Genomic DNA, 17,221 nt, shown 5'->3' with positions numbered 1-17,221 from the left:
TCCTCACACCGCCTAATGGGGAAGTATGCACACAGAAGCAGAACTCAACGACGAATTCGAACCCGTAGACGCCGACGAATGCACCGAGATGCGACTGGCCGCCGAAGTGGGGTACACGGTGGAAGCGCTCGCGACGCACTTCGAGTTCGACGAGGCCACCGTCCGGCACCACCTCGACGGGCACTGCTCGCACTACTGAGTCGCTTCGTCTCTCTGCAGGGAATGTGGGGGGACGTGGGGAAATGCGAGGAAACGCGGAGGATGGAACGTGCGGGGGAGTCGGCGGGCGGTATCGGGAGGGCCGCAAGCAGACGTCGCCGGGGGGCGATTCAGTCCGTTGTCGGAGCCGTCGGACCGGACGCGGACGACGCGTTTTCGCGGCCCATCTGAACGCCGACGAGCAGCGACGCCGTTCCGACGCCGAGCACGAGGAACCAGATGGCGATGGTGAGACTCGACGGGATGGGGAGGTTCATGTGGACGCCGAACTGCGCGCCGCCGACGACGAGGAGGATGTGGAGGAGTCTCCACCGAGAGCGGGAGGCGCGCAGGTCGCTTCGGAAGAACAGGAGTCCGACGACCGTCCAGGATACCCAGACGAAGAACGCGAGCCACGGGTCCCAGAAGCCGTCGACGGAGAGCACTCCGACGGGGACGACGCCGACGACGGCACCGGCGAGGAGGGACGTGCGGTCGAACACGCCGTGAATCGGGGAGGAGTTGTCAAATATTTGTTGGAACTCGGTCGGCGAGGAAACGCCTCGCGTTCCGAGAGCGGACGCGACGTGAGTCGTGCGGTCAGTCGACCGCTGTCTCGTCTCCGAACTCGAACGTCACGCTCGCCTCGCTCACTCGGACGAGTCCGCCCTCGTAAGGGAACCTGACCGTGACGGCCGCGTCCGACTCGACGAGGAGCGTTTCGAGGGCCTCCGGGTCGACCACCTCCGACACCGGGCGGAGGTCGAGTGGGTCGCAGTCGTTCGCCGCCGCGACCCGCGAGACGATGTCGTGCAGCAGCGGTTCGCGAGGCGGTTTGTCAGTCGAAAGCGTGTCAGAATCGGCAGTCGTGGTATCGTTAGTCATTGTTTCCCCTCTCCGACAGCGTCTGCGGCGTCCGCGTCGGCGTCACCGCACTGCAGTTGTGATTTGTGTAATGACACGCAGTAGCAAATAGATGAGGGTAGAGCCACTGAATCGCCAGTTCTCCGACAGGACCGTCGGTCGGTTCGGCGGTGTCGAGCCGGATTTTTACGGCTCGCGTGACTACCGGGCGTCCCCGTCGAGGGTGACGACGCGTGACCGACGACACCCAACACACCGAGACGACGTCCGCCCGGCCCGCGAACAGCCTCCGCGCGATGCGAGAGTGGGTCCTCCTCCGAGGCGACAGGACCGTCGTTAGCGCCGGCATCGTCGGCGCCGTCCTCGTCGCCTTGATCGGACTGTCGCTCTCGGGAGAGTTCCCGCTCTCGGACCTGCAGGCGGTGTACTACGTGTACGGCGGCGTGATAAGCGGAAACCTCACGCTCATCACCGTCGTCGTGTCCGTCAACCAGTTACTCCTGTCCCGCGAGTTCAGCACGCCCGGCGAACTCCGACGACAGATATCGGACGTGATAGACTACCGGCGCGACGTCGAGGACGCCGCGGGGCGAATCGCCCCGGTGGAACCGCTGGAGTTCCTCCGCCTGCTGCTCGAAGCGACGAGACAGGAGTCGCAGGCGCTGGGCGGGTTGGTCCGCGAGTCGGAGACGGCCGTCGCCGACGAGATACTGGACGTGGTAGCGACGCTCACGGAGGAGTTGGATCGCACCGACGAACTGCTCGTCGGCGGTTCTTCGGGCACTATCGACGTGCTTTCGGCGATGCTGACGACGAACTACGCGCGGCAGATAAACGACCTCCGGCGGACGAAACACGACCACGAGGGGGACCTCCCCGACTCCGTCGAGGCGTCCGTCGACCGCCTCATCGACGGCCTCCAGAGCATCGACGTCGCCCGCCAGTACTTCAAGACGGTGTACTTCAAACAGGAGCTCTCGTCGTTCTCGCGCGTCCTCCTCGTCACCGGCCTCCCCGCGGAGGGAGTCGCCATCACGTCGCTGCTGTTCATGACCGTCGAGTCGGGAAATCCGGCCGCGGTGAACCACCTCAGGCTGTTGGTTCCGGTGTCGATAACGCTCGCGCTGACGCCGCTGGCCGTCCTCGCGTCGTTCATCGTTCGGACGGCGACGGTCAATCGCCGCACCGCGGCGACGATACCGTTCACCGCGCCGGAACAGGAGAAGTAGTCTCTACTTCCGGTGTCAGTCGTTCATGCGCGCCTTGTCGAACGGGTAGGGCGGGAGTCGGAGTTCGTCGAGACCGGGGAGGTGTTTGACGTTGTAGACGACCTTCATCTCGTCGGAGACGGGGCCGCCCATGCAGGAGAGGCGGATGTCGCTGTCGAGCATGGTCGAGGGGAGGATGTGGTCGCCGGGCGTGTCCATCTCGCCTTCGAAGACGGCGACGGCGCAGTTCGCGCACGCGCCGCCGCGGCAGGCGTACGGCCACGCGAACCCGCGGTTCTCGGCCGCTTCGAGCAGCGTCTCGTGCGGGTGAGCCAAGAACTGGCCGTAGTCCTCGTGGGCGAGACCCGCGTCGGCCGCCTTCTCGAAGAGGTCGTCGTCGCCGAGGTCCCAGCCATGGTCGTCGAGCACCTCGTAGTTGAGATACTCGACTCGCGCCCCCTCCTGTTCGGCCTCCTCGTCTTCGTCTCCGTCGCCGACGTCGCCCGCGGCGGCGGGGCCGGAACCGGAGGAGTCGGTCGCGGTTTCGTCCGGGAGAGGGTCCGGGACGTCGCCGGACATGATCTGCTCGTAGGCGGTCCGGACCCGATGGAACTCGCTGGCCGACCCTCCCTGGTCCGGATGAACTTCGATGACCCGACGCCGGTAGGCCCGGTCGACCTCCGCGTCGTCCGCGTCCGGCCCGACTCCGAGAACGTCGAACGGAGAATCCACGCTCGGCGCTAAGGAACGGGAACGTAAATCGTCTCCCCTCCCGGAAACTCGTCGCCCGCGCGGCGGGCGGCCGGCGGGCATCGAACGGCCGGCGGGTCGGCGACGAGGCGTCTCAAATTCTCAAAACGGGGAATTACTGGAATAGCTATAACCACCCCCGCCGTGCAGTGGCGAGCAACAACCGAGGATACACCGTGTCACGAAACCCTCCAGACGGCGACGACGCCGGACTCGAAGCCGTCGACGACAGCGCGGAGAACCGGCCCCCGGACCGAACGGCGGGCGAAGAGCGAGCGAACGGAGCGGACGGCGGTCCGGGCGGGACCGTCGACCCGACGGCGTACGTCGACCGAGTCGTCGACACGGCGCTATCCGACCCGGTAACCGCGGGCGACGCCGTCGGGGACCTGCTGGCCATCGTCCGCGACTGCGGGGACGACGCCCGACGGGCCGCCGAAGAGGCGTTGGACCTCATCGGCCTCCTCCGTCCCGTCGAGTTCGAGGTGTGGGCCGACGACGTCGCCGCGTTTGCCGCCGCCGACGCTGAATCGCTCTCGTTCGTCGGCATGCGCGCCCTCGCGCAACTCGCCGCCGTCCGCCCCGTAGCAGCGAAAAAGGGTCTCGACGCCGCCGTTCGGCGACTGGAGACGCCGCACGTCCCGACCCGTCGGGCCGCCCTGGCCGTCGTGGGCGAAGTCGGCGAGGCGTTTCCCGAATCGGTCGCCCGGACCGACAGGCAGGTGACGGCGGCGATGCGCGACGGCGACGCGACGGTGCGACTCGCGGGCGTGATGGCGGCCGGGAAATTGCTGGGCGCCGACCCCCGGCGGTTCCCGCGGACGGTGACGGCGCTTCCCGAGACGCTGTCTGACGACGACGGGGACGTGCGGACGTACGCGTACGTCTCGCTCGTCCACTTCGCCCGCGAACACCCCTCGCAGGTGCCCGAGCGACGCCGCGCCGTCGAGCGACTGGCCGCCGTCTCCGACGCGGAACTGGGCGTGCGCGAGGGGTCGACGAAGGAGGCGCTGACGGGACTGCTCGCGTACGAACCCGGATTCGACCTCTGAGGGTCCCCCCGTCCCCGCTTCTCCGCCGCTCCCCGCGCTTCCCCGTTCGACGAACGTTCAAGTACGGGAGCGACGCCAACATCCCCGTGTCACGACCCTCGACGCCGTTCTCGCACCTCGCGCGGGCGGCCTACTGCCCCCGGCAACTGTACTACGCCGAGAAGTACGACGACCACGCGCCGCCGCCCGAGGTCGAAGCGGTTCGGGAACTCGCGTTCAGGTACGACGAGTCGCTGGCGGCCGACGACGCCGAACTCGCCGGACTTCCCCTCGCGGTCGACCCCGAGACGTACCGCGCGAACCTCGAACGCCTGACCGAACGCGACGACTGGGCGGCGTTGGCCGACCCCACGGGTCGCGAGGTGTTTCTTCGGGGGCGCGACTGCCACGGAATCGCGCACAAGGTGCTCGACGGCGACCCGCCGACGCCGACGCTCGTCTCCCCCGGCGACCCGCCCGAACGCGGCGTCTGGAAACCCCAGCGCGTCCGCGCCGTCGCCGTCGCCAAGGCGTTGGCGTGGGAGCGCGAGCGGGAGATTCCGCGCGCGCTGGTGGAGTATCCGGCGCACGGCGTCGTTCGAACGGTCCGGGTCACGACGCGGAACGCGGGGGCCTACCGGCGGACGCTGTGGACGGTTCGCCGAACGGAGGGCGTCCCGCCCCGCGTGCGCGACTCGACGAAGTGCGCCGCCTGCGAGTATCGGACGACCTGCGGAACGAAGACGCGGTCGCTGAAGACGCTACTCGGGTTGTAATCTCGCACCTCACTCGGAGTCGACGCTCGGCGGGTCGCCCGTCTCCTCGGCGAGCCACGACGCCACCTCGTCGGCCATCGCGCCGCGGCGGTGAATCACGTTCCGTCCGGGGTCGACGACGGTGCTCTCGGTGCCGCCGGGCGTCTCGCCGGCGTCGACGACGGCGCCGACGCGGTCGCGGAGTTCCGGGTCCAGTTCGGCGGGCGTCCGGACGCTCGGAGCGCCGCTCCGGTTCGCGCTGGTCGCCGTCACGGGCCGGTCGGCGCGCCGGTAGAAGTCGAGCGTCACGTCGTAGTCGGGGACGCGGACGCCGACGCGGTCGCCGCCGGCGGTGAGTACGTCCGAGAGGTCCGGGCCGCGTTCGACGACGACGGTGACGGGGCCGGGGAGGAACCGCTCCATGAACCGGGTCTCGAACGGCGTCGGGCGGGCGTACTCGCGGGCGGCGGCCGCGTCGGGGACGCCGACCGAGAGCGGCTTCGAACGGTCGCGCCCCTTCAGTTCGAACACGCGTTCGACGGCGCTGGCGTCCGTCGCGTCCGCGCCGAGGCCGTACACCGTCTCCGTCGGATAGACGACGGCCTCGCCCGCGCGGACGGCCGCCGCGGCCGCGTCTATCGAGTCATCGAGGTTCGACATCGCTCGTCGGGTGGGAGACGGCGCGGGAGTAAGAGGGTGCCGGAGCGTTACGCGTGCTCTTCGACGGCGGCCGCGACGTCCTCGTAGTCGGGGAAGTCGGGCCACTCGCTCGCGACCCAGGCGTACTGCACGGTGCGCTCTTCGTCGAGGAGGAAGACGGCCGGGCGGTGCTCGGTGATGCCGGTCATGCCGTCGAGGGGGTTCTCGATGCCGTACCCCTCGGCGACGCCCGCGGCGGGGTCCGAGTAGAGGCGGACCGAGTCCTCGATGTCGCGTTCGTCGAGGAGCGTCTTGTGCTCGTACGGCGAGGAGACGGAGACGCCGACGGTGGTCACCCGGTCGACGACGCCCTCGTCGCGGAGGTTGTTCCAAACGTACGTCGAGGGGAACGCGCCGTCCATCGGGTGGAAGACGAGCAGCACCGGCCCCTCGGCGGCGAGGTCCGAGAGGGCGACGTCCTCCCAGTACTCCGGGCCGACGAGCGGCCGGGTGAAGTCGGGCGCGGTGTCGCCGACGTCGGGGTGGTCCGAGTCGGGCAGGTCGACGACTTCGAAGTCGACCATCAAGCCGCACCCCCCTCGGCGGCGTCGGCCCCGGAGCCGTCGCCGTAGGTGTTTTCGAGGTAGTCGACGATGTTGGCGGATTCGGACATCGTCACGCCGGTTTCGTCGTCGACGATGGCCGGGACGGTCCGCTTGCCCGAGATGCGCTTGACGACGTTCCGGTCGGAGTGCATCGGTTCGACGAAGCGCGACTCGTAGGCGAGGTCGAGGTCGTCCAGCACGCGGACGACCCGCTCGCAGAAGGGGCACGCCTGCAGTCGATACAGCGTAATCGCCGGTTCGTCGCCCGTCATGCTCGCCGCTACGGCCGTCCGGTCCCTAAGCGCTTCGCCCCCGGAATCCCCCGCCGCGAGCGGCGAAACCCGGTGAGACGGGCGTTCGGACCGGCGGCCGAGGGCAACTCTTAATTCCGGGGCCGGACAAGTGGACGTATTTGCATGGGTTTGTCGTCGCTCGTACCATCTCTCGCTGCTCAGCACCGCCCTTCGGCGGGTTCGGCAGCCTCCGTTCAGCCCGCCAGTTCGATGAGTAACGCGGCCTCCTCGGTCGCGGCCGGCGTCCTGCAGATGCCGACGGTCCCGGTGGACAACACCACTATCACCGTCGGCGGCGCCGTCGCCATCGTGATTCTCATCGGCCTGTCGGCGTTCTTCTCCTCCTCGGAGATAGCCATGTTCTCGCTGGCCAAGCACCGCGTCGACTCGCTGGTCGAGCGAGGCGTACCGGGGGCGAAGGCGGTGAGCGACCTCAAATCCGACCCGCACCGGCTGCTCATCACCATTCTCGTCGGGAACAACATCGTCAACATCGCGATGTCGTCAATCTCGACGGCCATCGTCGGTATCTACTACGACGCCGGCCTCGCGGTCCTCATCTCGACGTTCGGCATCACGACGCTCGTGTTGCTGTTCGGCGAGAGCGCGCCGAAGTCCTACGCCGTCGAGAACACCGAGTCGTGGTCGCTCCGCATCGCGCGCCCGCTGAAGTACTCCGAGTACGTGCTGTTCCCCTTGGTCGTCTTCTTCGACTACCTGACGCGCGTCATCAACAAGGTGACCGGCGGCCGGTCGTCCATCGAGACGTCCTACATCACGCGCGACGAGATTCAGGACCTCATCCAGACCGGCGAGCGCGAGGGCGTCATCGAGGAGGAGGAACGGGAGATGCTCGACCGCATCTTCCGCTTCAACAACACCATCGCCAAGGAGGTGATGACGCCGCGTCTCGACATGACCGCCGTCTCGAAGGACGCGACGCTCGACGAGGCCATCGAGACCTGTATCCAGTCGGACCACGAACGCGTCCCCGTCTACGACGGCAACCTCGACAACGTCATCGGCATCGTCAACATCCGGGACCTGGTCCGCGAGCAGTTCTACGGCGAGGGCGGCGGCAAACTCGCCGACATCGTCCAACCGACGCTGCACGTCCCCGAGTCGAAGAACGTCGACGAACTGCTGGCGGAGATACAGGACAGCCGCCTGCAGATGGTCATCGTCATCGACGAGTTCGGGACGACCGAGGGCCTCCTCACGCTGGAGGACATGGTCGAGGAAATCGTCGGAGACATCCTCGAAGACGACGAGGAGGAGGCCTTCGAGTTCGTCAACGACCGCGAAACGCTCGTCCGCGGCGAGGTGAACATCGACGAGGTGAACGAGGTCTTGGAACTCGACTTACCGGAAGGAGAGGAGTTCGAGACGCTCGCCGGCTTCATCTTCAACCGCGCCGGCCGCCTGGTCGAGGAGGGCGAGGAGATCGCGTTCGAGGGCATCACCATCCGCATCGAGCAGGTGGACAACACGCGCATCATGAAGGCGCGCATCACCGTCGACGAGTCCTACGACCCGCAGGGCGAAGAGGAGTCCGAGGCCGAGGAAATCGAGACGGAGTAGAAGCGCGGCGGAGCGAGGAGAGGAGCTTCTTTTTCCGAACTCACAGCCCGAACGCGACGGCCAGCGCCGTGAACACGCCGTAGGAGAGTCCGAACGCGAGGGCGAGCGACCCGACCCACGCGAGCACGGTCTTCACCATCTTCTCGCGACTGACGCCCGCGCCGCCGGCGGCGAACCCGCTGCCGACGATGGCGCTGACGATTATCTCGTTGAACGACACGGGGATGCCGAGCGCGACGGCCACCTGCGCGATGGCGAACGAGGGAATCATCGCCGCGATGGAGCGCCGCGGCCCGAGCGAGGAGTAGTCCTGCGCGAGCGCCTTTATCATCCGCGGCGCGCCGGTCCACGACCCGACGAGGAGGCCGATACCGCCGCCGGCGAGCAACGCCGGGAGCGGGATGGTCACCGCGTCGAGCAGGGGGACGAGCGGGCCGATGGCGAGGCCGACCTGGCTCCCGCCCGCCGAGAAGGCGACGAGACCGCCGAGCACGAGCAGGAACCGACGCTGGCCGGCCGCCTCGTCGCGGTGCATCTCGCGGGCGACGGCGCCGCCGGAGAGGAGAGCGACGCCGAGTGTCACGGCGGCGACGCCGAGCACTCCGCCCGCGTCGATGCCCGGCAGGGCGCGGGCTACGTACCCTGCAATCGACCCGGCGTCGGCGCCGTCGCCCGCGAGGAGGGCGAAGTCGATGTTCGCGACGATGGCGCCGACGACGCCCCCGAGCACTGGGACGGCGACCCGTTCGGGCACGGATTCGTTGCGGAGCAGGCGCGCGGTACCGTACGCCGCGCCGCCGCCGAGGAACGGCGTGAGAACCCACAGCGAGACGATCTGTTGGTATTTGTCCCACGCGGGCGCGCCGCCGTTGGCGAGGCCGACGCCGACGACGGCGCCGGTGACGGTGAACGCGGTGGCGATGGGGTAGCCCGCGAACACGCCGAGGGCGACGAGGCCGGCGGCGACGATGAGCGCGACGGTGGCGGCGCTCGCAGTCAGCACGTCGCCGACGACGAGGTCGTTGCCGACGGCCTGCGTGACGTTCGCGCCCTGCAGGAAGGCGCCGGCGAATCCGAGAAGTCCGACGACGAACCCCGCGCGCATGACCGAGATGGCGTTCGCGCCGACGGCGGGGGCGAACGGCGTGGAGCCCGAAGAACCCGCACCGATGGCCCACGCCATGAACAGACTGGCCAGCGCCGCGACGACGAGCGTCGCGAGCGTTCCAAAAGCGGCCATCGACCCGCTACTTCCCCCGGTATCCCTCGTCGAACCCCTCGCGCATCCCCAGTACCGTCCGCCGGACGAAGAGATACCCGAAGAAGACGAACAGGAGGATGAGAACGACGAATCCGACGAAAATCGGCTCCGAGAGGACGAACTCGACGGCGTCGTCGAGGAAACTCTGCAAGGGGCGGGAGAACATGGGCGAGGCTTTCATGGGCGGAGGTAAAGCCGTTTCGCCGTTCCGCCGACCGAGAGGGAGGAGAACACTCATGACGACGCACCGGAAACCGGGCCACGACGTGGCCGACATCCTCCCGTTCCGCTCCGACGCAGGCGACGACGACGACAAGGAACCCCGCGTCGTCGGACTCGACGGCGAAGAGGTGTCGGACCTGCTCTCGGCCATCTCCTCGGAGACGGCCCGGAGCATCCTCTCGTCGCTCCACGAGGAACCCGCGACACCCTCCGAAGTCGCCGACCGGGCCGACACCTCGATTCAGAACGCCCAGTACCACCTCGGCCGCCTCGAAGACGCCGGCCTCATCGAACCCGGCGGGACGGTCTACTCCGAGAAGGGGCGGGAGATGACCGTCTACGCGCCCGCCGACCGGGCGCTGGTCGTCGTCGCCGGGAGAGAAGAGGACACGAGCGGCCTCCGGTCGGTGCTCTCGCGACTGCTCGGCGGCCTCGGCGTCGTCGCCCTCGGCAGCGTCGTCGTCGACCGACTGACGCGGACGGCCGCGGGGCCGACCGTCTCGCTCGCCGGAGACGGTGGCGGAGGCGGAGGCGAAGGCGGGGCCGCACCGGGCGCCTCGGACGGCGCGAACGCCACGGGGGCGACGGGGGCGGAGTCGACGTCGACACCCGCTCCCGCCCCGACCGCGACGCCGACGGACGCCAGGGGGGGCGGAGTCGGTATCGCGGAGGCGCCCTCGACGACCGCTGGCGAGGCAACGAGCACGGAAACCGCGACTCGGGCCGCGGAGGCGACCCGGACGGCGATAGAGACGGCCGTCGGATCCGGGGCCGACACCGGCGCCGGCGCCGGCAGCTCCTCCGTCGTCGGCGCGCTGTCGACGCTCGCGCCCGCGGAACTGTTCTTCCTCGGCGGCGTCGCGACGTTGGTCTGCGCGACGGCCTACTGGTGGGTCACCCGCTGACGGAGCGACGGGTCACTCCTCACCCCTCGGACGGCGGGATAGTGAACGTCTCGAAGGCGTCGCCCTCGACGGTGACGAGTCGTCCGGAGACGCCGCCGTCCGTCATGGCTTCGAGTTCGGCGTGCGCGGCGCGGTGTCCGCGCGGTTGCGCGTGGCTCCCCGGATTCAGGAGCGTCGCCTCGCCCGTCGCCTCGAACGTCGGCCGGTGGCTGTGGCCGAACAGAACCACGTCGGCGTCACGTTCGCGGCCGAACATCGAGAGCGCCGTCGACCCGCCGCGGCGCGTGTGCGTCGCCGCGAACGTCAATCCCGCGAAGGTGAAGTTGCGAGCCTCCGGCAGTCGGTCCCGTATCTCCGCGTCGTCGTTATTGCCGTACACACCGAGGAGCCGCGAGGACTCCGACTCGAAGGCGTCGAGGACGAGTTCGCGCATGAAGTCGCCGAGGTGGACGACGAGTTCCGCCTCGCGGACGGCGTCCAGCGTCCGACCGGTGAGTCGGTGCGAGTCCGTGCTGTGGGTGTCGGAGACGACGGTCAGCATCGGGTCGGGCTACGAATCGGGGGGATAGGAACGTTCCGCTCGGTCGCCGCGGCGGCGAGACGCGAGAGACTCGCGTGGAAACGCTCTTACGGGAGACTCTTGAGGTGAAAGCATGGCAGGAAGCAGAGGCGTCGTCATCGCGGCCCTCGTCGCGAACGGCGCCATCGCCGTCCTGAAGTTCCTCGGATATCTCCTGACGCAGAGTCCCTCGATGCTGTCGGAGACGTACCACTCCCTCTCCGATACGGGCAATCAGGTGTTCCTCCTCATCGGCATCCGCTACAGCGACAGGGAGGCGAACAGAGCGCACCCGTTCGGCTACGGGAAGGCGCAGTTCTTCTACGCGTTCCTCGTCTCGGTGCTGCTGTTCGGCATCGCCGGCTGGGAGTCGCTGAAACACGGCTACGACGCCATCCTGCACGGCAGTCACGCCGCCGCCGGACTGGTGTCGTTCGCGGGCTATCAGTTCCCCGCCTGGTACGTCAACGTCGTCGTCCTCCTCGGGGCCATCGCCTTCGAGACGTACGCGATGAAGAAGGCCAACGCCGAACTCCAGCGGCAGATACGCGAGTACGGGTGGAGCGGCGTCAGGGAGGCGTTCAGGAAGACGAGCGACGTGACGACACTGACGGCGTTCACCGAGGACGGCATCGCCCTCGCGGGCGCGGCCATCGCCCTCGTCGGCGTCGTCCTCACGCAGGTGACGGGCAACTACATCTACGACGCCGTCTCCGCCGCACTCATCGGCGTCCTCCTCATGGGGTTCGCCCTCGCCCTCGCGTGGGAGAACAAGCGCCTCCTCCTCGGCGAGAGCCTCCCGAAGGACGTAGAAGACCGACTACGGGACGTCGTCCGGAACCACCCCGGCGTCGTCCACGTCGACAACTTCCGGACCGTCCACGTCGGCCCGGAGAAGGTGCTCGTCAACGCGGACGTCAGCTTCGAATCCGACCTCGACACCGACGATATCGACACCGATATCACGCGAATCGAGGAGAAACTCAAGCGCGAGGACGCTCGGGTGAAGTTCGTCTACATCGAACCCGAACTCTGAGCGGACTCGTCGCTCCCTCCTACGCCGGCATCGCCGCGTCGATTCGGTCGATAGCCTCCTCCACGTCGTCGGCGGAGACGTCGAGGTGGGTACAGAAGCGCGTCAGGTACTCGCCGTGCGCACCCGCGAGGACGCCCGCGTCCCCGCAGCGGCTTTCGAACTCCTCGGCGGTCAGGCCCGCCTCCTCGGAGAACACCTGCACGATGTTCGTGTCGGGGTCGGGCGCGCTGAGGCCGTCGATGTCGTCAAGTCCGGCGGCGAGTCGCGCCGCGTTCTCGTGGTCCTCGGCCAGTCGCTCGACGTTATCGAGGGCGCGGAGGCCCGGCGCGGCGATGATTCCCGCCTGCCGCATCCCGCCGCCGAACAGTTTGCGGACGCGGCGGGCGCGTTCGACGTAGTCCTCGCTGCCGGCGAGCATCGACCCGACGGGCGCGCCGAGACCCTTCGAGAGGCAGAACATCACCGAGTCGGCGTTCCGCGTCATCCGCGTCGGGTCGACGTCGAGGGCGACGCAGGCGTTGAACAGGCGGGCGCCGTCGAGATGGACCGGCACGCCGAGGTCGTGCGCCGCCTCGGCCACGGCGTCGATAGCCTCGGGCGGGACGGCGACGCCGCCGCGCGCGTTGTGCGTGTTTTCGAGTGCGAGGAGGCCCGTCCCGGCCCTGTGGAGGTCCTCCTCCACGTATCGCTCGCGGACCTGTTCGGGCGTCGGGACGGCCGAGGGACCCGCGTCGAACGTGCGAACCTGCAGACCCGAGAGTTGTGCGAGGCCGCCGACCTCCCACTTGTAGATGTGCGCCTGTTCGTCGAGCAGAATCTCCTCCCCCCGGTCGGCGTGGACGCGGGCGGCTATCTGGTTGCCCATCGTCCCCGTCGGAACGTAGAGGGCGTCCTCCATCCCCACGCGCTCGGCCGCCGCGGCTTCGAGTTCGTTCACCGTCGGGTCGTCGCCGTACACGTCGTCGCCGACGGGGGCGTCCCGCGCCGCCTCCCGCATCGCCGCCGAGGGGCGCGTCACCGTATCGCTGCGAAGGTCGATGGCCATGCCAGACGGTATCGGGCGTCGGGGTTATAGGCGGTGGTCGCGGCGGTCCGTGCGTCGTCGGTATGGAGACGCGCGTCTCGAAGCGACGGACGACGGCAGAAAGAGGGCGCTCGCTCGCGGTTCACCCGAGGATGAACTTCGCGACGCGGTTGTCGGCCAGGTCGAGTTTTTCGAGGTAGGCGTCGAGGCCGAGGATGCGGCCCGCGCCGAACGTCGCGAGGGTGACGAACAGCACGAGGCCGAACAGGTCACCGTTGACCAGGCCGTGCGCCCAGTCGGCGTTCCCCAGATAGAAGAACGCCATCAGCAGGGCCCCGAAGAACGAGGCCAGTCGGACGAGAGCGCCGACGATGAGTCCGAGGCCGATGAGGAACTCCCCGGCGGGAATCATGACGTTCGTGACGTCCATCAGCCAAGGCGTCGCCGCGACCCACGCGAAGAAGCCCTGGATGGGCCCCGAGTTGTTCGCAAGGTAGCCGCTGGCGTCGAACGCCTCGCCCGAGACGAAGGCGAACTTGGTCCACCCGGCGTGGAGGAACCAGTAGCCCGTGATGAGACGAAGGGCGACCAGCCAGTAACCGGCGATGGTCCCCTGCAGGTCGAACTCGAGGACGTCCTCGACGGCGGTTCGGGTGGTGGTGGTAGGAGTGTTCATAATTTATTACCTCTTACAGTTGTAAACTCGCCCGGAGATATTATATAAAGAGAGCGTGATTCTCGGTTCTTCAGAACGAGAGTGTCACGCTCGCTGTGAACTATTTGCAGCGGTTACTGTGTCTCACGGATTGCGAGCGACGAACGGCGACACCGGTGCGAAAGCGGTTTCACCCCGACGCGACACCTCGTGGTATGGACCCACGCATCCGGGAACACGCCCAGACCATCGCCGAGCACTCGACGGGCATCGAGTCCGGCGACAACGTCGTCATCGCGGCGCCCGCCGCCGCCGAGGAGTTGGTCGTCGCCCTCCACGAGGAGTGCGCCGAACGCGGCGCCAACCCCGTCTACACGAACAGCAGTTCCCGCGCCTCCCGCGCGTTCCTCCGGAACCGCGAGGGCGACTTCGAGACGCCGGAGCACCTCCTCGCGATGTACGAGGAGATGGACGTCTACATCGCGGTTCGCGGCGACGCGAACGCCTCCGAGACGGCGGACGTGGACCCCGAGACGAACGCCGCCTACCGCCGCGCGATGCAACCCGTTCTGCAGGAACGCCTCTCGAAGACGTGGTGTCTCACGCAGTTCCCCACCTCCGGCAACGCCCAACTCGCCGGCATGAGCACCGACGCCTACCAGAACTTCGTCTGGGACGCCGTCAGCCTCGACTGGGACGAACAGTACGAACATCAACAGCAGATGGTCGAGATTCTGGACGACGCCGACGAGGTGCGCATCGCCGCCGGCGAGGAGACGGACGTGACGATGAGCGTCGCGGGCAACGCCGCAATCAACGACAAGGGCGAGAAGAACCTCCCCGGCGGCGAGGTGTTCACCGCACCCGTCCGCGACAGCGTCGAGGGCGAGGTGCACTTCGACATGCCTCTCTACCGGCAGGGCCGCGAAATCGAGGACGTCCGCGTGCGCTTCGAGGACGGCCGCGTCGAGTCCTACAGCGCCGGACGCAACGAGGAAGTGCTCGACGGCGTGTTCGACACCGACGAGGGCGCCCGCTACCTCGGCGAACTCGGCATCGGAATGAACCGCGCCATCGACACGTTCACGTACAACATGCTGTTCGACGAGAAGATGGGCGACACCGTTCACATGGCCGTCGGGTCCGCGTACCCGGACACGGTGGGTGAGGAGAACGAGGTGAACCAGAGCGCCGAACACGTCGACATGATTCTGGACATGTCCGAAAAGTCCGTCATCGAGGTGGACGGGGACGTCGTCCAGCGAGACGGCACGTTCGTTTTCGAGGACGACTTCGAGTAGCTTCGTTCCCCATTTTGGTCCAGCTTTTGCGAGCGAGGACGAACTCCGATATCGTGCGAAACGTTCACAGACACCGGGTGATTTATTGGCGTTGGTTCGTGAACTGTTAGCTATGCCGAAGGTACTCTGTACCGAGTGCGGCCGGGACGTGGGGATGCACGAACTGGAGGCGAAGACGACCACGCGACGAGACGGTTTCGACACGCGGTATCGCTGTCCGTACTGCCAAACTGACATGGAGGAGGTGGCGAGTCGGTTCGTCTGAGCAGTCGCTCGGGAGCGCAGTTGCTCGGGGAGGGGCGTCTCGGAGAATGGTCGGGCGGTCGAACGGCGACGCCGCGCTTACTCGTCGACGTCGAGTTCGAACTGCTGGTTCTCGACGACGGCGTTGAGGACGACGCTCGTGTTGGACTCGCGGATGTCCTCGTCGGTCAGGAGCGCCTTAATCTGGCTGTTCATGCCGTCGGTGTCGGTGAACTTACCGACGGCGATGATGTCGTAGTCGCCGGTGACTTCGTAAACCGAGACCATCTGCTTCTGCTCGCGCAGTCGGTCGGTTATCTGCGGGAGCGCGCTTCCCTCCACTTTCAGTTGAATGATGGCGGTGACGTCGTAGCCGAGTGCGTCGTAGTTCACCCGGGGGGTATATCCCTCAATGACGCCTTCGTCTTCCAAATCGCGGAGATGGTTGGAGACGGTCGTAACCGACACGTCGAGCTCCTCAGCGAGGCTTCGGAGGCTCGCGCGTCCGTCTCCCAGCAGAGCGTTGATGAGTTTTGCGTCGAGGTTTTCGTACGTCATCACAGCGACCCACTCGCTCGGGGCATTAGAATTTTACGAATATCCAGTTCTAGGGGAGTCACTCGCGAGTTGCGCTAAGCGATAACGTCATAAAGATGGACGTTGACGGAACCCGTGTCCAGTAAGATGACGGACGATAACGCGAACACGAATGTGGCAACGGACGGCGGACTTTCGACGAAAGCGCAGGCAGTCGTCGACGAGATCGAGTCCAGCGACGTGGACTTCCTCCGCCTCCAGTTTACTGATATTCTCGGCACGGTCAAGAACGTGGCTATCCCCGCCACGCAGGCCGAGAAGGCATTTACCGAGGGAATCTACTTCGACGGTTCTTCTATCGAGGGCTTCGTGCGCATCCAGGAATCCGACATGCGCCTCAAGCCCGACCCGGACACGTTCGCGATTCTCCCGTGGCGTGACGGTCGCTCCGCGCGTCTCATCTGCGACGTGATCGACACCAGCACGGGCGAACCGTTCGTCGGTGACCCGCGCTACGTGCTGAAAGACGCGCTCGACCGCGCCGAGGAGATGGGCTATACAGTCAACGTCGCCCCCGAACCCGAGTTCTTCCTCTTCGAGGAGGACGAGGAGGGTCGCGCGACGACGAACACGAACGACGCCGGCGGCTACTTCGACCTCGCGCCGAAGGACCTCGCGTCCGACGTCCGGCGCGACATCATCTACGGCCTCGAACAGATGGACTTCGAGATAGAGGCCAGCCACCACGAGGTCGCCGAGGGCCAACACGAGATCAACTTCGAGTACGACGACGCGCTCACGACGGCGGACAACGTGGGGACGTTCCGGACGGTCGTCCGCGCCATCGCGGCCCAGCACGACCTGCACGCGACGTTCATGCCCAAGCCCATCTCCCGCGTCAACGGCTCCGGCATGCACACGCACATCTCGCTGTTCGACGAGGACGGCGAGAACGTGTTCCACGACGAGGAGGACGAGTTCGACCTCTCGGAGACGGCCCACTCGTTCCTCGCGGGCATCCTCGAACACGCCCCCGCCCTCTCGGCGGTCACCAACCCGACGGTGAACTCCTACAAGCGCCTTGTCCCCGGCTACGAAGCGCCCGTCTACGTCGCGTGGTCCGACCGCAACCGCTCGGCGCTCATCCGGAAGCCGGCCGCGCGCGTCCCGGTCGCCAGCCGTATCGAGGCCCGCTTCCCCGACCCGTCGTGCAACCCATACCTCGCGTTCGCCGCGCTCATCCACGCCGGTCTCGAGGGCGTCGAACAGGACCTGGAGGCGCCGGACCCGGTCCGCGAGAACATCTACGAGTTCGACGAGGAGAAGCGCGAGGAGTACGGCATCGACACGCTCCCCTCGAACCTCGGCGAGGCGCTCACCGCCCTCGAAGAGGACGAGGTCATCCAGGACGCCCTCGGCGAGCACATCTACGAGAAGTTCCACGAGGCGAAGTCCTACGAGTACGACGAGTTCCGCGTCGACGTCTCGCAGTGGGAACTCGACCAGTACCTCGAGACGTTCTGAGGCCGGACGACCGCGGGGCGACCTCGGTCC

General features: G+C 67.4%; 22 protein-coding genes. 10 read left to right on the top strand and 12 right to left on the bottom strand.

What is annotated here, in order from left to right:
* Positions 1-25 precede the first annotated feature (25 nt).
* On the top strand, positions 26-199 hold the full coding sequence (locus tag NDI76_RS01965) for a hypothetical protein (RefSeq protein WP_310922308.1): 174 nt from the start codon (positions 26-28) through the stop codon (positions 197-199).
* Between the two features lie 130 nt (positions 200-329).
* On the opposite strand, the gene NDI76_RS01960 is transcribed toward NDI76_RS01965, so the two are convergent.
* A complete protein-coding gene (locus NDI76_RS01960; RefSeq protein ID WP_310922307.1) occupies positions 330-701 on the bottom strand; it encodes a hypothetical protein in 372 nt (123 codons plus the stop codon).
* A gap of 97 nt (positions 702-798) precedes the next feature.
* Positions 799-1,083: a HalOD1 output domain-containing protein gene (locus NDI76_RS01955; protein ID WP_310922306.1), complete on the bottom strand. Its 285-nt coding sequence runs from the start codon at positions 1,081-1,083 to the stop codon at positions 799-801.
* A 212-nt stretch (positions 1,084-1,295) separates the two neighbouring features.
* On the opposite strand from NDI76_RS01955, the gene NDI76_RS01950 reads away from it, so the two are divergent.
* Complete coding sequence (locus NDI76_RS01950; RefSeq protein WP_310922305.1) at positions 1,296-2,291, top strand: DUF7972 family membrane protein; 996 nt, start codon at positions 1,296-1,298, stop codon at positions 2,289-2,291.
* Positions 2,292-2,306: 15 nt separating this feature from the next.
* On the opposite strand, the gene fer is transcribed toward NDI76_RS01950, so the two are convergent.
* Positions 2,307-3,002 (bottom strand): ferredoxin Fer, encoded by a 696-nt coding sequence (gene fer / locus NDI76_RS01945; RefSeq protein ID WP_310922304.1) that lies wholly within the window; start codon positions 3,000-3,002, stop codon positions 2,307-2,309.
* Positions 3,003-3,196: 194 nt separating this feature from the next.
* On the opposite strand from fer, the gene NDI76_RS01940 reads away from it, so the two are divergent.
* Together NDI76_RS01940 and NDI76_RS01935 are read left to right on the top strand one after the other, a co-directional pair.
* Positions 3,197-4,072: an adaptin gene (locus tag NDI76_RS01940; protein WP_310922303.1), complete on the top strand. Its 876-nt coding sequence runs from the start codon at positions 3,197-3,199 to the stop codon at positions 4,070-4,072.
* A gap of 86 nt (positions 4,073-4,158) precedes the next feature.
* Entirely contained in the window at positions 4,159-4,827 is a 669-nt protein-coding gene (locus tag NDI76_RS01935) for a CRISPR-associated protein Cas4 (protein ID WP_310922302.1), read from the top strand.
* A 9-nt stretch (positions 4,828-4,836) separates the two neighbouring features.
* Here the strand turns inward: NDI76_RS01935 and NDI76_RS01930 are convergent, their stop codons facing one another.
* From NDI76_RS01930 to NDI76_RS01920, 3 genes are read right to left on the bottom strand one after another with little or no spacing between them, the layout of a single operon-like run.
* The gene (locus NDI76_RS01930) at positions 4,837-5,466 is read right to left on the bottom strand and encodes an L-threonylcarbamoyladenylate synthase (protein WP_310922300.1); all 630 of its coding nucleotides are present in this window, start codon (positions 5,464-5,466) and stop codon (positions 4,837-4,839) included.
* Positions 5,467-5,513: 47 nt separating this feature from the next.
* Positions 5,514-6,029 carry a redoxin domain-containing protein gene (locus NDI76_RS01925; RefSeq protein ID WP_310922299.1) on the bottom strand — a complete coding sequence of 172 codons (516 nt, stop codon included), beginning with the start codon at positions 6,027-6,029 and terminating at the stop codon, positions 5,514-5,516.
* A complete protein-coding gene (locus NDI76_RS01920) occupies positions 6,029-6,322 on the bottom strand; it encodes a glutaredoxin family protein (protein WP_310922298.1) in 294 nt (97 codons plus the stop codon). The genes NDI76_RS01925 and NDI76_RS01920 overlap by 1 nt, the downstream gene beginning before the upstream one ends.
* A gap of 231 nt (positions 6,323-6,553) precedes the next feature.
* Between NDI76_RS01920 and NDI76_RS01915 the strand changes: the two genes are divergently transcribed.
* Positions 6,554-7,924 carry a hemolysin family protein gene (locus tag NDI76_RS01915; protein WP_310922297.1) on the top strand — a complete coding sequence of 457 codons (1,371 nt, stop codon included), beginning with the start codon at positions 6,554-6,556 and terminating at the stop codon, positions 7,922-7,924.
* Between the two features lie 40 nt (positions 7,925-7,964).
* Here NDI76_RS01915 and NDI76_RS01910 read toward each other — a convergent pair whose 3' ends face one another.
* Positions 7,965-9,164 (bottom strand): inorganic phosphate transporter, encoded by a 1,200-nt coding sequence (locus tag NDI76_RS01910; protein ID WP_310922296.1) that lies wholly within the window; start codon positions 9,162-9,164, stop codon positions 7,965-7,967.
* Positions 9,165-9,171: 7 nt separating this feature from the next.
* Entirely contained in the window at positions 9,172-9,351 is a 180-nt protein-coding gene (locus NDI76_RS01905; protein WP_310922295.1) for a DUF7859 family protein, read from the bottom strand.
* A 70-nt stretch (positions 9,352-9,421) separates the two neighbouring features.
* On the opposite strand from NDI76_RS01905, the gene NDI76_RS01900 reads away from it, so the two are divergent.
* Positions 9,422-10,312 (top strand): ArsR/SmtB family transcription factor, encoded by an 891-nt coding sequence (locus tag NDI76_RS01900; protein WP_310922294.1) that lies wholly within the window; start codon positions 9,422-9,424, stop codon positions 10,310-10,312.
* A gap of 19 nt (positions 10,313-10,331) precedes the next feature.
* On the opposite strand, the gene NDI76_RS01895 is transcribed toward NDI76_RS01900, so the two are convergent.
* Positions 10,332-10,853, bottom strand: a complete 522-nt coding sequence (locus tag NDI76_RS01895; protein WP_310922293.1) for a metallophosphoesterase — start codon at positions 10,851-10,853, stop codon at positions 10,332-10,334.
* Positions 10,854-10,965: 112 nt separating this feature from the next.
* On the opposite strand from NDI76_RS01895, the gene NDI76_RS01890 reads away from it, so the two are divergent.
* Complete coding sequence (locus NDI76_RS01890; protein ID WP_310922292.1) at positions 10,966-11,907, top strand: cation diffusion facilitator family transporter; 942 nt, start codon at positions 10,966-10,968, stop codon at positions 11,905-11,907.
* A gap of 19 nt (positions 11,908-11,926) precedes the next feature.
* Here the strand turns inward: NDI76_RS01890 and NDI76_RS01885 are convergent, their stop codons facing one another.
* Both NDI76_RS01885 and NDI76_RS01880 read right to left on the bottom strand, forming a co-directional pair.
* Entirely contained in the window at positions 11,927-12,952 is a 1,026-nt protein-coding gene (locus NDI76_RS01885; protein WP_310922291.1) for a threonine aldolase family protein, read from the bottom strand.
* A 121-nt stretch (positions 12,953-13,073) separates the two neighbouring features.
* Positions 13,074-13,607: a TQO small subunit DoxD gene (locus NDI76_RS01880; RefSeq protein ID WP_310922290.1), complete on the bottom strand. Its 534-nt coding sequence runs from the start codon at positions 13,605-13,607 to the stop codon at positions 13,074-13,076.
* A gap of 194 nt (positions 13,608-13,801) precedes the next feature.
* Between NDI76_RS01880 and NDI76_RS01875 the strand changes: the two genes are divergently transcribed.
* Positions 13,802-14,887: an aminopeptidase gene (locus NDI76_RS01875; RefSeq protein WP_310922288.1), complete on the top strand. Its 1,086-nt coding sequence runs from the start codon at positions 13,802-13,804 to the stop codon at positions 14,885-14,887.
* A 112-nt stretch (positions 14,888-14,999) separates the two neighbouring features.
* Positions 15,000-15,152 (top strand): hypothetical protein, encoded by a 153-nt coding sequence (locus NDI76_RS01870; RefSeq protein WP_310922287.1) that lies wholly within the window; start codon positions 15,000-15,002, stop codon positions 15,150-15,152.
* A gap of 77 nt (positions 15,153-15,229) precedes the next feature.
* Here NDI76_RS01870 and lrp read toward each other — a convergent pair whose 3' ends face one another.
* A complete protein-coding gene (lrp, locus tag NDI76_RS01865; protein ID WP_310922286.1) occupies positions 15,230-15,688 on the bottom strand; it encodes an HTH-type transcriptional regulator Lrp in 459 nt (152 codons plus the stop codon).
* Between the two features lie 126 nt (positions 15,689-15,814).
* On the opposite strand from lrp, the gene glnA reads away from it, so the two are divergent.
* Positions 15,815-17,191 (top strand): type I glutamate--ammonia ligase, encoded by a 1,377-nt coding sequence (glnA, locus tag NDI76_RS01860; protein ID WP_310922285.1) that lies wholly within the window; start codon positions 15,815-15,817, stop codon positions 17,189-17,191.
* Positions 17,192-17,221: the final 30 nt, after the last annotated feature.

Origin of the sequence: Halogeometricum sp. S1BR25-6, from assembly GCF_031624495.1 — an archaeon.
GTDB lineage: Archaea > Halobacteriota > Halobacteria > Halobacteriales > Haloferacaceae > Halogeometricum > Halogeometricum salsisoli.
This window is presented reverse-complemented; position numbering and strand designations above follow the sequence as displayed.

Coding starts and splice junctions, on each gene's coding strand:
- NDI76_RS01965 (WP_310922308.1), top strand. CDS start 26: ATGCACACAGAAGCAGAACTCAACGACGAATTCGAACCCGTAGACGCC.
- NDI76_RS01955 (WP_310922306.1), bottom strand. CDS start 1,083: ATGACTAACGATACCACGACTGCCGATTCTGACACGCTTTCGACTGAC.
- NDI76_RS01930 (WP_310922300.1), bottom strand. CDS start 5,466: ATGTCGAACCTCGATGACTCGATAGACGCGGCCGCGGCGGCCGTCCGC.
- NDI76_RS01925 (WP_310922299.1), bottom strand. CDS start 6,029: ATGGTCGACTTCGAAGTCGTCGACCTGCCCGACTCGGACCACCCCGAC.
- NDI76_RS01920 (WP_310922298.1), bottom strand. CDS start 6,322: ATGACGGGCGACGAACCGGCGATTACGCTGTATCGACTGCAGGCGTGC.
- NDI76_RS01915 (WP_310922297.1), top strand. CDS start 6,554: ATGAGTAACGCGGCCTCCTCGGTCGCGGCCGGCGTCCTGCAGATGCCG.
- NDI76_RS01910 (WP_310922296.1), bottom strand. CDS start 9,164: ATGGCCGCTTTTGGAACGCTCGCGACGCTCGTCGTCGCGGCGCTGGCC.
- NDI76_RS01905 (WP_310922295.1), bottom strand. CDS start 9,351: ATGTTCTCCCGCCCCTTGCAGAGTTTCCTCGACGACGCCGTCGAGTTC.
- NDI76_RS01900 (WP_310922294.1), top strand. CDS start 9,422: ATGACGACGCACCGGAAACCGGGCCACGACGTGGCCGACATCCTCCCG.
- NDI76_RS01895 (WP_310922293.1), bottom strand. CDS start 10,853: ATGCTGACCGTCGTCTCCGACACCCACAGCACGGACTCGCACCGACTC.
- NDI76_RS01890 (WP_310922292.1), top strand. CDS start 10,966: ATGGCAGGAAGCAGAGGCGTCGTCATCGCGGCCCTCGTCGCGAACGGC.
- NDI76_RS01885 (WP_310922291.1), bottom strand. CDS start 12,952: ATGGCCATCGACCTTCGCAGCGATACGGTGACGCGCCCCTCGGCGGCG.
- NDI76_RS01880 (WP_310922290.1), bottom strand. CDS start 13,607: ATGAACACTCCTACCACCACCACCCGAACCGCCGTCGAGGACGTCCTC.
- NDI76_RS01875 (WP_310922288.1), top strand. CDS start 13,802: ATGGACCCACGCATCCGGGAACACGCCCAGACCATCGCCGAGCACTCG.
- NDI76_RS01870 (WP_310922287.1), top strand. CDS start 15,000: ATGCCGAAGGTACTCTGTACCGAGTGCGGCCGGGACGTGGGGATGCAC.
- lrp (WP_310922286.1), bottom strand. CDS start 15,688: ATGACGTACGAAAACCTCGACGCAAAACTCATCAACGCTCTGCTGGGA.
- glnA (WP_310922285.1), top strand. CDS start 15,815: ATGACGGACGATAACGCGAACACGAATGTGGCAACGGACGGCGGACTT.